This is a genomic window from Streptomyces sp. NPDC001828 (genome assembly GCF_042892175.1).
Classification (GTDB): Bacteria; Actinomycetota; Actinomycetes; order Streptomycetales; family Streptomycetaceae; genus Streptomyces.
This window is the reverse complement of sequence record NZ_JBIATV010000002.1, coordinates 35,437-49,616: the sequence shown is the minus strand read 5'-3', so window position 1 is coordinate 49,616 and position 14,180 is coordinate 35,437. Positions and strand designations below refer to the sequence as shown.

The following is a 14,180-nucleotide window of genomic DNA, read 5'->3' as shown; positions in this document are numbered from 1 at the left end:
AAGGAATTCTCCCCAGAGTCGACTACGCGATATTCGCCGACACCGGATGGGAACCCAAAGCGGTTTACACCCACCTTGACCGCATGGAAGAGGAGATAGCCAAGCCCGCCGGAATCCCGATCCTGCGCGTCTCCTCCGGAAATATTCGCAGTGACGCCCTAAACCCAGATCACCGATTCGCATCCATGCCCCTCCACATCCTCAATCAGGACGGACGACCTGGGATGACACGGAGGCAGTGCACAGGTGAATACAAAATCAAGCCGATAAAGCAGAAGGTTCGCGAACTACTCGGGCACCCCTACCCGGCTCGAATTCCAAAGGGCGTGTTCGTCGAGCAGTGGGTGGGAATCTCGACCGACGAGGTCCACCGCGCCAAGGATGCCGACGTCAAGTACATGCACAACCGGCATCCACTTCTGGACATGTCCTGGAGCCGGGCCGACTGCGTCAGCTACCTGACCTCACTCGGGCTTGCCGATACGCCGAAATCCAGCTGTCTCGGATGCCCGTTCCACGGCAACGCGCAGTGGCGGCACATCAGGGACTCCTCTCCTTCCGAGTGGGCGGACGTCGTCGCATTCGACGCGGCCATCCGGAAGGGCAACGCACGCGCCAACGCATCGGGCAACCACCTGCTCGGCGAGGCATTCCTGCACCGCGCCCGCGTCCCTCTGGACCAGGCGCCGATCGACCATGTCACCTCGGCCGAACGACAAGCCCTGCGCATCGGCTCGGATGAGGCCGAGGTGCTGGAAAACGGCGTCGAGGACGGCTGCTCCCCCTGGGCCTGCCGCGGCGACGCCGACACGCTGACCCGGGACGACTTCGGGCTGGCCACTTGATCCTTGACCTCTTCGCCGGCCCCGGTGGTTGGAGCAGCGCTCTGAGCGTGCTCGGCGTACGGGATGTCGGCCTGGAATGGGACGAGTGGGCCTGCAAGACCCGCGCTTCGGCTGGTCAGTTGACGGTGCGGACCGACGTGGCGCGCTATCCCACGTGGCCCTTCCTCGGACGCACCCGCGGACTGATCGCTTCCCCGCCGTGTCAGGCGTGGAGCATGGCCGGCAAACGCCTCGGCCTCCTCGACCAGCCTCTGGTGCACGCGGCGGTCGAGGACCTGGCAGCCGGCCGCGATACCCGCGCACGCCTCCTCGCCGCCTGCCGAGACGAGCGCTCCCTCCTCGCCGCAGAGCCGATGCGCTACCTGTACGCCCTGAACACGGTCGGCGAGCCCGACTGGGTCGCCATGGAGGAAGTACCCGACGTCCTGCCGCTGTGGAAGCAGTACGCGGCCGTCTTGCGCGGGTGGGGATTCTCCGTCTGGTACGGGATCCTCAACGCCGCCGACTTCGGCGTCCCGCAGACCAGGAGAAGGGCGATACTCCTGGCCTCCCGCATCCGCACCGCGCAGCCGCCCACGCCCACGCACGCTCAACACGCCGAACCCGATTCGCTGTTCGGGCCTGGCCGTGCTGGTTGGGTCAGCATGGCCGAGGCACTCGGGTGGGGTGCGACCGACCGCCCCGTCCCCACCGTCTGCGCCGGCGGCGGCCCCGGCGGCGGACCCGAACCCTTCCCCTCGGGCTCCCGCAAGGCGCTGACCGACGCCCGCGAGCGGGGCACCTGGACACCACGGCCGGACGGTGTGGTCCTGCAATCCCGGCGCGAAGGCGCCGGGCGGGCGGCCCGGCACGGTACCCGCGAGAACCGCGACGCGAATGCTCCGGCGCCGACCTTCACCGCCGAGGCCCACCGCTGGTCCTGGTCCCTGCGCAGCAACAACCAGGCCAACGCCACCATCCGCTCCCTTCAGGAGCCGGCGGGCACGCTGTTCTTCGGACACCGGGCAAACGAGTGCACCTGGGTCGCCGAACCGGCCCCGGCATCAACAGCTGCCACGGACGCGCAAGCTGTGCCGGAGCCCATTCGGATCACCGCCCGCGAAGCCGGCCTCCTGCAGACCTTCCCTGCCGACTACCCCTGGGCCGGCAACAAGGGCCAGCAGTTCTCCCAGATCGGCAACGCCGTACCCCCATTGCTCGCCGGCCACCTCCTCGCCCCGCACCTCGGAGTTGCCCTCAACCCCGACGACTTCACCCTCGCCGCCTGATGCCCCCCACCCCGCAACCCGAAGACGACCTCGACGCCATCGCACCGCCACAGCCGGTCTTCCACGTCGAGCAGGCCCTCCTCGGCGCCCTCCTCCTCGAACCGCACCGTCTCGGCGACGTGACCGGCATCGCCGCCGACTCCTTCTCCACCGCCGCACACGCCGCCCTGTACGCCGCGATCAGCGCCCTGCCGCCACCCGACCCCACAGCGCACGCCCAGAACACGGCCTGGCTCGACCGCGTCCTCGCCACAGCGCGCGAGCAGGCGCGCGGACTGACGGCCTCCTACCTGCACACCCTCATCCAAGTCTGCCCGTGGCCCCGCCACGCACCGTCCTACGCCCGCATGGTGGAGGCCGAACACGCACGCCACCGCGTGCAGAAAGCTGCCGAACACCTCATCCAGACCGCCCAGGACACGTCCCTCCCGGACCCTGTCCCATCGGTGCTCGCCGAGGCCGACGCGCTGGGCGCAGTCGTGGACGACATCGCGAACCGCTTCCCACCCCGCGCCGGAGTGCTGCCCCGCACTGCAGTGCCCCCACCGGTTCCGCGCGGCGACGGCGAAGCGGTCGAGGAGGAGCAGCTCCTGCTCGCCACCGCCACGGCCCACCCGGCCAGCATCGAATCCGTGCGGTGGCTGCTCCCCGACGACCTCACCCTGCCCCTGCACTCCGGCCTGTGGCAGTGCCTGACCGCCCTCGACCGCAGACACGAGGCCATCGACCCCGTCACCGTCCTGTGGGAGGCCCAGCAACGCGGCCTGCTCGACGACGGAAGCGACCCCCGCGACGTGATCCGCCTGCTGGCCGAACCGGCCGGCTCCCTGGACTACTGGGGCGAGCGCACCCTGCAGCGCTCCTTGCTGGCCACCGTCGAGCAAGTCGGCCGTCGCATCGAGGCGTACGCCGGCAACCCGGCGTTCCAGCTCGTTGTCGGCGCCCGCCGCTCCCTCGCCGACATCGCCGCCATACGCACCCGCTGGCAGCAAGCCACCGGCCCGGTGCCCACTGCAAGACCTCGACCTACGCCGCCCGCTCGCGCCGGGCCTCCGACCACCACCGCCGCCATCGCGCGCACCGCCCGCGCTCCGCGAGCCACCCGATAGCACCCCGCGTACGCCGGTGGCCGGACCCGAAGGCCCGGCCACCGGCAGAAGAGACGACACCCATGCCACCCACACACGCCATAGACGCCCACGTCCGCCTCGACGAACACCCCACGCACACCAGGGCCGTGATCGCTACCCTGACCGGCGCTCAGGCCCACGTCGCCCACGTGGCACTGGAGGCAGCCGACTGGACCGTCGTAGGGGAGAACATCCTGGCCCTGGTCCGCATCGACGCCGAGGAGCCCTATTGGGCGAAGGACGCAGCGACGCACCTGGCCGCCGAGGGGATCACCGTCGACATCGCCCCTCGCCTCCAGGAGGCCATGGACGAGGAGTGGACCTGGGTCAACTACCCCATGCCCTGGTGCACCCGCAGCGAAGTCCGCGAGGTCTCCAACGAGGCCCAGAAGATCCACGACGACATACGCCACGGCCACCTCCTCATCCACGCGCACGCCCACGACGGCCACACCACCGTCGCCGTCGGCACCTACCTGCACGGCACCGGCAAGTCCGTCTACCTCCACGGCGAAAACCACCTGCGGCAGGTCGCCGACACCTTCGACTCGCCCGCCCAAGCCCTGCTCGCGTTCGAGAAGATCCACGGCGCGCAGATGCGCCCGGGCCCGGCACCCCTGACTGACACGGAGCGCTCCGCCGCCGAAGCCCGCAAGCCTCTCGCTCCCCTCACGGCCGAGCCAGAACCGCCCGCGCCGGAGCCCGTCCCCGTCTACCTGGCCGATGCCGGCGACCACGACGCCCTCCTGGACGGCTTCCTCGACGCGCACGGTGAGTTCGAGAAGTGGCGGACCTGGTCGGATGAGACGACTCACGCCATCCACGAATCCCAGACCCTGCGTATCGAGCGCGTCCACGAAACCCAACCCCGCGACATCGCTTGGACCATCGCCGCGTACGAGACCCCCGTCTCCGAGCGCATGTGGGTCCTCTCCGCGACCGCCGCAACGCCCGCACCGGTGCTGGAGAAACTGCTGAACCACCTTGCCGACGGGGACGGTTGGGACACAGCCGTCAACACTCCCTTGGACGAAAGTGCAGTCACCACCACCGCGCAGCCGCTTGCGGAGGCCGGGTGGCAGCACAACTTGAACGGGCACGGAATCCACTGGACGTCCCCAGACGGGCAGGCAGGCGTCCAGTTCGACAGCTTGACCGCCCAGCACCCTCAGAACCCAGCGACGTGGACTATCTGGTCCGGTCCCGGCCCGGACCGGCCGACCTGGGCCATCACCGCGTCCCCGCACACCCCGAGTTCACTGCTAGCGGGTCTCTCGGAGACCCTCGCCCACGACATCGGCCATCGTCGCCCTCGTGCCGCGGGCGACGGACGCGGGACGGGTTTCGTCACCAGCCCCCTGGCCATACCGGCGGTCGCAGTTAGCCCCGCTGCCAGCCGTTCACGCTGATCACCGGCCGCCGAGAGCGGGGCAACATAGCGCGGGATCGCCGGTTAGCCAAACCGGCGATCCCGCGCATCATTGATAGTCCACCGCCACGTCCCACTCGCACGTCGAAAGGCATGACCCCACGACCTCAGAACTGTCCCGAGGGCCGCGTCACGGTCGAGAGGCCAGCAGGCGATCACGCCGCCGCGTAGCTCGCCAGGAACAGCTCCTGTGCCCGCTCCACGTCCCTCGATGTACGGAGCTGCACCTCCAGATCACCCGTCCCGTGGTGACCGAGCCCGGACACGTCCCGGGTGAATCCCGGAACGAGGTCGATCTCCTTCGGGTCGACCTTCAGGTAGATCAGGAGCTTGGTCCGCTGCGGCGGGCACAGGCAGGCGAAATTCCGCAGCCGCTGATACGCCCGGTACTGCTTGCGCTCCACGCGGTTCACGCCCTCACCGAGCCCGAGCAGGACTTCGTCCACCGCGCCCGCCAGCTCAGCCATCGCCGAGTCCTGGACGTTGGCCGCCGTCGGGACAACAGGATGGCGCCGTGGCCGACGGGACGTCTGCATGCCGCCGCTCACGGAAGCCACGGTCTCAAGACCGAGCAGGTCCCTGCCGAAGAGTCGGTAGCGGACCAGGTCGATCGAGCGCCGGTGCTCGCGCACGGCGTGTACGTCGTAGCGGGTGAAGTCGCCGGCGATGCAGATCAGGCGCGGGCCGCTCCACAGCACCTGGGCCGCGGCCGTCACCCCGAGCCGGTCGCGGACCAAGTGCTCGAACTCGGCACGGTGGTCCATCAACCAGGCCAGGTAGAACAGTCCCTGGTTGATCACGCCGGCATCCGTGCCGCGTTTGTACTCGACGATGACCGGCGATCCGTTCTCGTCCAGGCCGAGCGAGTCGATCCGGCCACCGTGCAGCGGTCCGGTGCCGTACTCGCTCGCCAGGAACCGGACGCCCAGCAGCGTCTCCATGTGCGTCTCGACGAGACGCTGCACGTCGGCCTCGATCTCAGCAAGACGCGGCATGACCTCTGTCATGCCGCTATTCGTCGTGTCTGTGCGGAACAGCTTCAGGCCCGACACCTTCCCCTCCTCGGCTCGGAGATCGTCAACGCCGACAGGGTGCGGGATTGTTTCCACGAGAGGCTTCGGAGGCGTGAAGATAATGTGAGACCCTACGTACGGCTTGGCCGGGGAGCGCTTGCGTCCCCCGATCACCGGGAATCCGCGATTCCCCCATGTGTCCCCCGCGTCCCGGGGGACAGCGCCCGGAAGCTGCGTTTACGCAGGTCAGCCCCCGTAGCTCAGTGGATAGAGCACGTGCCTTCTAAGCGCTTGGCCGCAGGTTCGAGTCCTGCCGGGGGCGCATCCGCGCCGAGCCGATCAGGCCCTCCTTCGGGAGGGCCTTTTTGCTGGTCGGGGCACCCTACTGGGCGGGCGGTAGCAGGGGCGTAAGCGGCGCGGGGGGCTGGCCGGCGGCCTCAGCCCTCCGGGGGCTCCCCGCCCAGTTCCCGGTGGACCCGGGTCGTTTCCTCGGAAGTCAGGGCGCGCTCCGGGAGGGGGCGTTGGGCCGTGGCCCTGAAGCCGTCCAGGAGGAGGGCCAGGGGGCGGCGCCAGGAGCCGGGGCGGACCGACTCGATCGCCGGGAGCGAGGTGCCGAGCGCGCTCAGGGCGAAGAGGAGGTCCTCCGTGACGACGTCCGTGCGCAGTTCGCCGTCCGCCGCGGCCCGGCGCATCAGGTCGCTCAGGGTCGTGTGGTTGTGGACGTGGATCGCGTCCAGGGTCGGGGCGCCCTCGATGCCGGTGGTCATCAGGTCGCCCACGCCCCGGTCCCGGGCCAGCAGCGCGCACACCCCCTCCAGGTACGCTGTGAGCGCCCCCCACGCGTCCTCGGCGCGGCGCGCCCGCTCGCCGGAGGCCATCACCGTCGTGAGGTCCTCGTGGAAGACGGCCTCCACCAGGTCGCCCCGGGTGGGAAAGCGCCGGTACAGCGTCGCGTTGCCCACCCCCGCGCGCTTGGCGATCTCGTCGAGCGGGACGTTCAGACCCTGCTCGGCGAAGAGTTCCCGCGCGGCCGCCACCAGCAGATCCCGGTTGCGCTGGGCGTCCCTGCGCAGGGGCGGGGACTTCTTCGCGGGCAGGGCGTGGTGCTGGTCTTCACGCGGCGGCAGCGGGGACATGGGGGCCGACCCTACAACAGCAACCGTGGAACCCTCCCCGGTTGCCCGCCCCCGCCGACCCGGCCCGCCACACCACCCGCCACACCACCCCAAGCCGACCCCGCCCGCCCCCTCAGTTCAGGCTGTACGACCAGTCCGGCCGCCACGGCGAGCCCACCGGAGCGAGGGCCGCCGCGCCGGTCACCAGGCGGATCCCGACCGTGCCGGCGAGGCCGTGCCGCAGGCGGCTGCGGGCCAGGGCGAGGGCGGCCGGCAGGCCGTACTTGTCGAGGACGGCGATCCGGTACCGGACGCTTCCCTCGGCGTCGAGGAACACCGCCCGCCCCCGCAGGGCGCCGGCCCCCTCGCCGATCAGGATCCGCGACCCCGCGCGCAGCCGGTCCGCGAGCGGCGACCCGGCCGCTATCAGGATGCCGAGGGCGGGCCCGTCCCGTATCACCCACGGCCGGTCGGTCACCGCGGTGCCGTCCGGACCGTACGTCGTCATCAACAGGCGCCTGCCACTTGCCAGTTGAGCCGTACCGGTAGGGGCCGTGCGCACCCCCGTCCCCACCCCGTTCACTCGCCGCCCCGCCCGTGCCCGGCGGTCAGGCTCTCGCGCTCCCGCGGCGTCGCCTTGCGGATCTGGCCGCCCTCGCCGAAGTACGCGCGCGAGAGCCGGGCCCGCAGCGAGCGCCCGTCGGCGAGCGGCTCGGGCTGCTCGTGTGCGGTCAGGGTGTGCAGGCGCTCGGCGGGCAGCGGGTCGTGCACCTCCACGTACTCACCGTGCGGCAGCTTCCTGACGCGGCCGGTCTCCCGCCCGTGCAGCACCAGATCGCGGTCGCGCCGCTGGAGGCCCAGGCACCAGCGGCGGGCGATCTCGAAGACCAGCACCGGCACCACGAAGAAGCCGACCCGCACGGTCCACGTCATCGCGTTCAGGGAGAGGTGGAAGTGCGTGGCGAACAGGTCGTTGCCGCCGCCCACCAGGGTGACCAGATACAGGCTGGTCCACGCGGCGCCGAGGGCGGTGCGCACCGGCGCGTTCCGCGGCCGGTCGAGGAGGTGGTGTTCCCGGCGGTCCTTGGTGATCCACGCCTCGACGAAGGGGTAGACCGCGATCAGCCCGAGGACCGCGGGGAAGAGCAGGAAGGGGATCAGCACGCCGAGGGCCAGGGTGTGGCCCCAGGCGTTGACCTCCCAGCCGGGCATCACCCGGATCAGGCCTTCGGCGAAGCCCATGTACCAGTCGGGCTGGGCGCCGGTGGAGACCTGGTCGGGCCGGTAGGGGCCGAACGCCCAGATCGGGTTGATCGAAGCGATCGCGGCGACCGCCGCGAGCACGCCGAACGTCAGGAAGAAGAAGCCGCCCGCCTTCGCCAGATAGACCGGCAGGAGCGGCATGCCCACCACGTTCTTCTCGGTGCGGCCCGGCCCGGCGAACTGGGTGTGCTTGTGGAAGAAGACCAGGATCAGATGCGCCACGAGCAGGCCCAGCATGATCCCCGGGATGAGCAGGACATGGAGGCTGTAGAAGCGCGGAATGATGTCCGTCCCCGGGAACTCCCCGCCGAACAGGAACATTTGGACGTACGTTCCGACCACCGGCACCGACAGGATGACGCCCTCGATGAAGCGGATGCCCGTGCCGGACAGCAGGTCGTCGGGGAGCGAGTAGCCGAAGAATCCGTCCAGCATGCCGAGGAACAGCAGGCCGAAGCCGAACAGCCAGTTGACCTCACGGGGCTTGCGGAACGCTCCGGTGAAGAACACCCGCATCATGTGCACGAACATCGCCGCGATGAAGACCAGCGCCGCCCAGTGGTGGAGCTGCCGGATCAGCAGCCCGCCGCGCACCTCGAAGCTGATGTGCATCGTGGAGTCGAAGGCCTCGGAGACCCGCTGCCCGTTGAGCGGCACGTACGAGCCGTCGTAGACGACCTCGGCCATGCTCGGCTTGAAGAACAGGGTCAGCCACACGCCGGTCAGGATGATCACGACGAAGCTGTACAGGCAGATCTCGCCCAGCATGAACGACCAGTGGTCCGGAAAGATCTTGCGCATATTGCTCTTGGCGAGCCGGTAGATCCCCACCCGCCCGTCCGCCCAGTCGGCGACCCGCTCTCCACGACGCCCCGCCATCGCAAACCCCCTCGCTCAGCATCCGCATGCCGTCGGCCCGGCGCCCGACAAGCGGCAGCCGACGGCCGACCTTCCGACGTCCGCATACTAACTGGGGAGTATTCCCCAGTTCTGCTCGACCCCGGTCCGCACCCCACGCGGGGCCCACGCGGGGCCCACCCGGGGCACTCGCGGCCCCAGTCCGGGCCCCACCCCCGGCCCCCTGCCGGGGTTCGGGTCCGTCCGGCCGGGCAGGCGGTCGTCCGGGGTTCAGGGGGCTCTTTGTAAGCTCGTCACGGCGCACCCACCCCATGCCGTTCCACGCCCGCGCGGCCCCGCGAGAGGAAACACCATGACCACCGAGTTGAGCTCCGACGCCCTGGCCGGGCTGCTCGGCCAGGCCCGGCAGGACTACGAGGCGCTTGCGGCCCGCGGCCTCAAGCTCGACCTCACCCGGGGCAAGCCCGCGCCCGAGCAGCTCGACCTCTCCGAGGACCTGCTCAGCCTGCCCGGCGGCCGCTGGACCTCCGCCGACGGCACGGACGTCCGCAACTACGGCGGCCTTCAGGGTCTCGCCGAGCTCCGCGAGATATTCGCCGAGGTGCTCCAGGTGCCGGCCGGGCAGCTGCTCGCCGCGGGCAACTCAAGCCTGGAGCTCATGCACGACTGCCTGGTGCACGCGATGCTGAGCCGCCTCCCCGGCGCCGAGTCCCACTGGGTCGACCAGGAGCGCCTCGCGTTCCTGTGCCCGGTGCCCGGCTACGACCGGCACTTCGCGCTGTGCGAGCGGTTCGGCATCGAGATGATCCCGGTGACGATGAACGAAGCGGGCCCGGACATGGACGTCGTGGAGCGCCTGGTCGCCGAGGACGCGGGCATCAAGGGCATCTGGTGCGTGCCGAAGTACAGCAACCCGAGCGGCATCAGCTACAGCGACGAGACGGTGGCGCGGCTGGCCCGCATGGAGACCGCGGCCCCCGACTTCCGGATCTTCTGGGACAACGCCTACGCCGCCCACCACCTCACCGACGAGCCCGAGGAGATCGCCGACCTGCTCGGCGCCTGCGCTGACGCCGGTCACGCGGACCGGGCGTTCGTCTTCGGCTCCACCTCGAAGATCACGGCAGCGGGCGCGGGCGTCGCCTTCTTCGGCTCCTCGCCCGCCAACGTGCAGTGGCTGCTCGCCAACAACTCCAAGCGCTCGATCGGCCCGGACAAGGTCAACCAGCTGCGGCACGTCCTGTTCCTGCGGGACGCGGAGGGCGTACGGGCCCACATGGAGCGCCAGCGCGCACTGCTCCAGCCCAAGTTCGAGATCGTCCAGCGGATCCTGGAGAGCGAGCTGGGCGGCACCGGCCTCGCGAGCTGGACGCTCCCCAAGGGCGGCTACTTCGTGACCCTCGAAGTGCCGGAGGGCTGCGCGAAGGAGGTCGTGGCGCGGGCCGGCCAGGCCGGTGTCGTGCTGACCCCGGCCGGTGCGACGCACCCGTACGGCAACGACCCGAAGGACGCCGTCATCCGCATCGCGCCCAGCTACCCGGGCCTCGCGGAGCTGGAGCAGGCGATCCTCGGCCTCACGGCCTGTGTGCGGCTCGTCGGGTACGAGAAGCTCCTCGCCGCCTGATCCGGGCCGGGGGCCGTCCGGCGGATCCCGTCCGGACGCCCGGCCCCGGCCCGGCACAGCGCACCGGCCGCCTTCGAGCACCCCCGTCGGGGGCTCGGAGGCGGCCGGTGCGCGTCCATGGCTACGGCTTGGCGCCTACGACACGATGTCCTTGCGGGCGAAGCCGCGGAAGGCGAGCGCGAACAGGACCAGGGCGTAGGCGACCGAGACCGCCGAGCCCTTCAGCATGCCGCCCCACTCCAGGTGCGGCTGGAGCGCGTCGGCCCAGGCGAACTGCCAGTGCGCGGGCAGGAAGTCCCGCCAGTCGCCGAGCGCCGTCACCGCGTCCAGTACGTTGCCGACGATGGTCAGGCCCACCGCGCCGCCGACCGCGCCGAGCGGGGCGTCGGTGCGGGTGGAGAGCCAGAACGCGAGTGCCGCGGTGACCAGTTGGGACACGAAGACGAAGGCGACCGCGAGGGCGAGGCGCGGTATGGCCTGCCCGGCGCCGAGCGAGCCGCCGGTCGGGATCTCCAGGGGCCCCCAGCCGTACACCGCCGTGCCCGCCGCGAGGGCCACCACGGGCAGCAGCACGATCGCCGCCGCGCTGAACCCGAGCGCCACCGCCAGCTTCGACCACAGCAGCCGGGCCCGGGGCACCGGCGCCGCGAGCAGATAGCGCAGCGAGGACCAGCTCGCCTCGGAGGCCACGGTGTCGCCGCAGAACAGCGCCACGGGCACCACGAGCAGGAAGCCCGCCGACACGAACAGACAGGTCGCGGCGAAGTTGGCGCCGGACGCGGTCGCCGTGTCCATCAGCGTGATGCGGCCGTTGCGGCTGCTCGGGCTGCCGCCGATGGCGAAGGCGACGATGAGGACGAACGGCAGCGCGCCGAGCACCGCGCCCATGACGAGCGTCCGGCGGCGCTTCAGCTGCCGTAGCGCCTCGACGCGCAGCGGCAGGGTGTGCCGGGCCCGGTAGCCGGGGGCCGTCTCGCCCGCCGGGGTCTCCATCAGGGTGCTCATGCGGAACCTCCGATCAGGGTGAGGAAGGCGTCCTCCAGGCGGCGGTGCGGGCCGACGCCGGTCAACTGCACTTCCAGGCGCAGGAGTTCGGCGATGAGCTCGGTGGTGGTGGCTCCTTCGAGCCGGACCAGGAGGCCCTCGTCGGTGCGCAGCGCCGAGCCGATGCCGGGCAGCGCGGCCACCTTGTCGACGACGGCCTCGGCGACCGGCTCGACGGTCGTGACGAGCAGGGTGTCGCTCCCGCCGGTGATCTCGGCGACCGGGCCCGCCTGGACGAGCCGGCCCCGGTCCATCACCACCAGATGCGTACAGGACTGCTCGACCTCGGAGAGCAGATGGCTGGAGACGATCACGGTGCGGCCGCCCTCGGCGTACCGGATCATCACGTCCCGCATCTCGCGGATCTGCGGCGGGTCGAGGCCGTTGGTCGGCTCGTCGAGGATCAGGAGGTCCGGCATGCCGAGCATGGCCTGGGCGATGGCGAGGCGCTGGCGCATGCCCTGCGAGTACGTCCGTACCGCGCGCTGGAGGGCGTCGCCCAGGCCCGCGATCTCCAGGGCCTCCTCGATGCGGGAGTCCCCGGCGGGGCGGCCGGTCGCCGCCCAGTACAGCTCCAGGTTCTCGCGGCCCGACAGGTGCGGCAGGAAGCCGGCGCCCTCGACGAACGCGCCGACCCGGGACAGGACCGGCGAGCCCGGCCGGATGGCGTGGCCGAACACCCGGATCTCGCCGCCGTCGGGCCGGATGAGGCCCATGAGCATGCGCAGGGTGGTGGTCTTGCCCGCGCCGTTGGGTCCGAGCAGGCCGAGCACCTGGCCCTTCTCGACGCGGAAGGACAGCTCCCGCACGGCATACCGGTCGCTGGACTTGGCGTACTTCTTGGTCAAGCCGGTGATCTGGAGCGGCACTTCGGCGAGCCCGGGATCGGGCGCGGGGGTGTGCGTGCGCCGGGTGATCAGGAGCGCGGCGCCGACGAGGGCACCGATCAGCGGCAGCCCCCACACCCACCAGGCGAGCCCGGCCGATGCGGTCCGCGCGGCGGGCACGGTGGGCACGGCCAGGCCGCCGCCGTCGAGGGAGACGGTGTACGTGGCGGGCGCGGCCGGGGAGGCGAAGCCGAGGTCGGTGGCGGCCACGACCAGGCGCAGGCGGTGGCCCGCCTCGATGGTGTGGTCGACGGCGGGCAGCGTCAGCTCGACCGACTTGCCGTCCTTGGCGCCCAGGACCCGGACGGGGGCGACGAGTTGGGACGGCAGCACCTGCTGCTTGCCGTCGGGGCCGACGTCGTACACCTTCCCGAAGAGCACCGCGTCGTCGCCGCTGGACTTCACCTTGAGCCCGACGGTCGGCGAGCCGGTGACGTGGAGCCCTGTGGCCAGGGGCGCCGAGTCGAACTTGGCGTACTGGCCGGGGAAGTCGAGGGAGAGGCCGACGCCGAGGGAGGACAGGCCCGACAGGCCCGCGCCGAGGCCTGGCACCGCCGAGATCGCGGGCGGCGCGCCGCCCGGCGGGTTGTCGAAGCTCTGCTCGCGGCCGGTCAGCGCGACGGTGTGCCGCCCGCTCTCCAGACCGGGGTACGTCCCACTGCTCGCGCCCCTCAACTGGGCTGCCCCATCGGTGGAGTTGACCCCTCCGGTGCGGGTGACGCGGAAGGCGGGGCCGGTGTCGGCGCCCTTGTCGTCCTTCAGGTACCGGTCGAACCACTGGGTGACGCGGGCCTGGGTGCGGCCGGTCTCGCGGTCGCCGCCGTCGTGTCCGCCCGCGACCCAGTCCACCGAGACCGGGGCGCCGTTGGCGGCGATGCGCTTCGCCATGGCGTCGGCCTGGCCGAGCGGGAACAACGAGTCGGTCTGGCCCTGCATGATCAGCGCGGGCACCTTGATCCGGTCGCCCACGGCGGAGGGGCTCTTGGACTCCAGGAGCTTCTCGGCCGCCGTGTCCGGCTGTCCGGCGGTCGCGACCCGGTTGTACATGGCGCAGATCTCCGGCTCGAACTTCTGGCAGCCGCCCGCCGTGGAGACGAAGATCCCCGCCCAGAGCTTCTTGTACACCCCGTCGGGGAAGAAGACGTCCGACAGGTTCCAGTACGTCATCTCCGGGGCGATCGCGTCGACCCTCTTGTCGTAACCGGCGGCGAGCAGCGAGATCGCCCCGCCGTAGGACACCCCGGTCACGCCGACGCGCGGGTCGCCCGCGCCGTCGAGCCGCACCTCGGGCCTCTTGGCGAGCCAGTCGATGAGCCGCGAGACGTCCTTGACCTCGGACCCGGGGTCGTTGAGCCCGATCCGCCCGGTCGACTTGCCGAAGCCGCGGGCGGACCACGTCATGACGGCGTACCCGTCGCGCGCGAGCTGCTCGGCCTGGTCCTTCACCTCGCTCTTACTGCCGCCGAAGCCGTGTCCGATCAGCACGGCGGGCCGCTTGTCCGAGGGGCTGCCCGCGGTGAAGAACGAGGTGTCGATCTTCGCTCCGGGCATGTCGAGCACCCGGTCCTGCCGGTGCACGGCGGGGGCACCCGAGGCGCCGGCGGCACTCCAGACGCCGGCGCCGGCCAGGGCGACGAGGGCGCCCGCGCCCGCGGCCACCCGCCATCGGCGTCTGCGCATGCTGATCTCCATCCCCCAACGGTA

General features: G+C 71.2%; 11 protein-coding genes and 1 tRNA gene. 6 read left to right on the top strand and 6 right to left on the bottom strand.

The window, feature by feature from the left end:
- Positions 1-83 precede the first annotated feature (83 nt).
- The 4 genes from ACFYZA_RS07090 (at position 84) to ACFYZA_RS07075 (ending at position 4,652) form a co-directional block, all read left to right on the top strand.
- Entirely contained in the window at positions 84-845 is a 762-nt protein-coding gene (locus tag ACFYZA_RS07090) for a hypothetical protein (RefSeq protein WP_388488094.1), read from the top strand.
- Positions 842-2,113: a DNA cytosine methyltransferase gene (locus ACFYZA_RS07085; RefSeq protein ID WP_388488092.1), complete on the top strand. Its 1,272-nt coding sequence runs from the start codon at positions 842-844 to the stop codon at positions 2,111-2,113. Before ACFYZA_RS07090 ends, ACFYZA_RS07085 begins: the two co-directional genes overlap by 4 nt.
- Positions 2,113-3,222 (top strand): DnaB-like helicase N-terminal domain-containing protein, encoded by a 1,110-nt coding sequence (locus ACFYZA_RS07080; protein ID WP_388488089.1) that lies wholly within the window; start codon positions 2,113-2,115, stop codon positions 3,220-3,222. The genes ACFYZA_RS07085 and ACFYZA_RS07080 overlap by 1 nt, the downstream gene beginning before the upstream one ends.
- Before the next feature lie 62 nt (positions 3,223-3,284).
- Positions 3,285-4,652: a DUF317 domain-containing protein gene (locus ACFYZA_RS07075; RefSeq protein WP_388488086.1), complete on the top strand. Its 1,368-nt coding sequence runs from the start codon at positions 3,285-3,287 to the stop codon at positions 4,650-4,652.
- A 175-nt stretch (positions 4,653-4,827) separates the two neighbouring features.
- Here ACFYZA_RS07075 and ACFYZA_RS07070 read toward each other — a convergent pair whose 3' ends face one another.
- Positions 4,828-5,724, bottom strand: a complete 897-nt coding sequence (locus ACFYZA_RS07070) for a DUF5655 domain-containing protein (RefSeq protein ID WP_388488083.1) — start codon at positions 5,722-5,724, stop codon at positions 4,828-4,830.
- Between the two features lie 210 nt (positions 5,725-5,934).
- Between ACFYZA_RS07070 and ACFYZA_RS07065 the strand changes: the two genes are divergently transcribed.
- A tRNA-Arg gene (locus ACFYZA_RS07065) sits at positions 5,935-6,007 on the top strand.
- A 115-nt stretch (positions 6,008-6,122) separates the two neighbouring features.
- Here ACFYZA_RS07065 and ACFYZA_RS07060 read toward each other — a convergent pair.
- The 3 genes from ACFYZA_RS07060 to ACFYZA_RS07050 form a co-directional block, all read right to left on the bottom strand.
- A complete protein-coding gene (locus ACFYZA_RS07060) occupies positions 6,123-6,821 on the bottom strand; it encodes a TetR/AcrR family transcriptional regulator (RefSeq protein ID WP_388488082.1) in 699 nt (232 codons plus the stop codon).
- A 112-nt stretch (positions 6,822-6,933) separates the two neighbouring features.
- The gene (locus ACFYZA_RS07055; RefSeq protein ID WP_388488081.1) at positions 6,934-7,308 is read right to left on the bottom strand and encodes a PPOX class F420-dependent oxidoreductase; all 375 of its coding nucleotides are present in this window, start codon (positions 7,306-7,308) and stop codon (positions 6,934-6,936) included.
- A gap of 71 nt (positions 7,309-7,379) precedes the next feature.
- Positions 7,380-8,942, bottom strand: coding sequence for a cytochrome bc complex cytochrome b subunit (locus ACFYZA_RS07050; RefSeq protein ID WP_388488079.1), 1,563 nt, complete (start codon positions 8,940-8,942; stop codon positions 7,380-7,382).
- 331 nt (positions 8,943-9,273) lie between these two features.
- Between ACFYZA_RS07050 and ACFYZA_RS07045 the strand changes: the two genes are divergently transcribed.
- Complete coding sequence (locus ACFYZA_RS07045) at positions 9,274-10,545, top strand: aminotransferase class I/II-fold pyridoxal phosphate-dependent enzyme (protein ID WP_388488077.1); 1,272 nt, start codon at positions 9,274-9,276, stop codon at positions 10,543-10,545.
- 135 nt (positions 10,546-10,680) lie between these two features.
- Here ACFYZA_RS07045 and ACFYZA_RS07040 read toward each other — a convergent pair whose 3' ends face one another.
- Positions 10,681-11,550: an ABC transporter permease gene (locus tag ACFYZA_RS07040; protein WP_388488076.1), complete on the bottom strand. Its 870-nt coding sequence runs from the start codon at positions 11,548-11,550 to the stop codon at positions 10,681-10,683.
- Positions 11,547-14,156, bottom strand: coding sequence for an alpha/beta fold hydrolase (locus ACFYZA_RS07035; protein ID WP_382588574.1), 2,610 nt, complete (start codon positions 14,154-14,156; stop codon positions 11,547-11,549). Before ACFYZA_RS07035 ends, ACFYZA_RS07040 begins: the two co-directional genes overlap by 4 nt.
- Positions 14,157-14,180 lie beyond the last annotated feature (24 nt).

What these genes read in the sequence shown, in the direction of transcription:
- ACFYZA_RS07035 (WP_382588574.1), bottom strand. Translation starts at nt 14,156, where the DNA reads ATGCGCAGACGCCGATGGCGGGTGGCCGCGGGCGCGGGCGCCCTCGTC.
- ACFYZA_RS07040 (WP_388488076.1), bottom strand. Translation starts at nt 11,550, where the DNA reads ATGAGCACCCTGATGGAGACCCCGGCGGGCGAGACGGCCCCCGGCTAC.
- ACFYZA_RS07055 (WP_388488081.1), bottom strand. Translation starts at nt 7,308, where the DNA reads ATGACGACGTACGGTCCGGACGGCACCGCGGTGACCGACCGGCCGTGG.
- ACFYZA_RS07050 (WP_388488079.1), bottom strand. Translation starts at nt 8,942, where the DNA reads ATGGCGGGGCGTCGTGGAGAGCGGGTCGCCGACTGGGCGGACGGGCGG.
- ACFYZA_RS07045 (WP_388488077.1), top strand. Translation starts at nt 9,274, where the DNA reads ATGACCACCGAGTTGAGCTCCGACGCCCTGGCCGGGCTGCTCGGCCAG.
- ACFYZA_RS07060 (WP_388488082.1), bottom strand. Translation starts at nt 6,821, where the DNA reads ATGTCCCCGCTGCCGCCGCGTGAAGACCAGCACCACGCCCTGCCCGCG.
- ACFYZA_RS07075 (WP_388488086.1), top strand. Translation starts at nt 3,285, where the DNA reads ATGCCACCCACACACGCCATAGACGCCCACGTCCGCCTCGACGAACAC.
- ACFYZA_RS07090 (WP_388488094.1), top strand. Translation starts at nt 84, where the DNA reads ATGGAAGAGGAGATAGCCAAGCCCGCCGGAATCCCGATCCTGCGCGTC.
- ACFYZA_RS07080 (WP_388488089.1), top strand. Translation starts at nt 2,113, where the DNA reads ATGCCCCCCACCCCGCAACCCGAAGACGACCTCGACGCCATCGCACCG.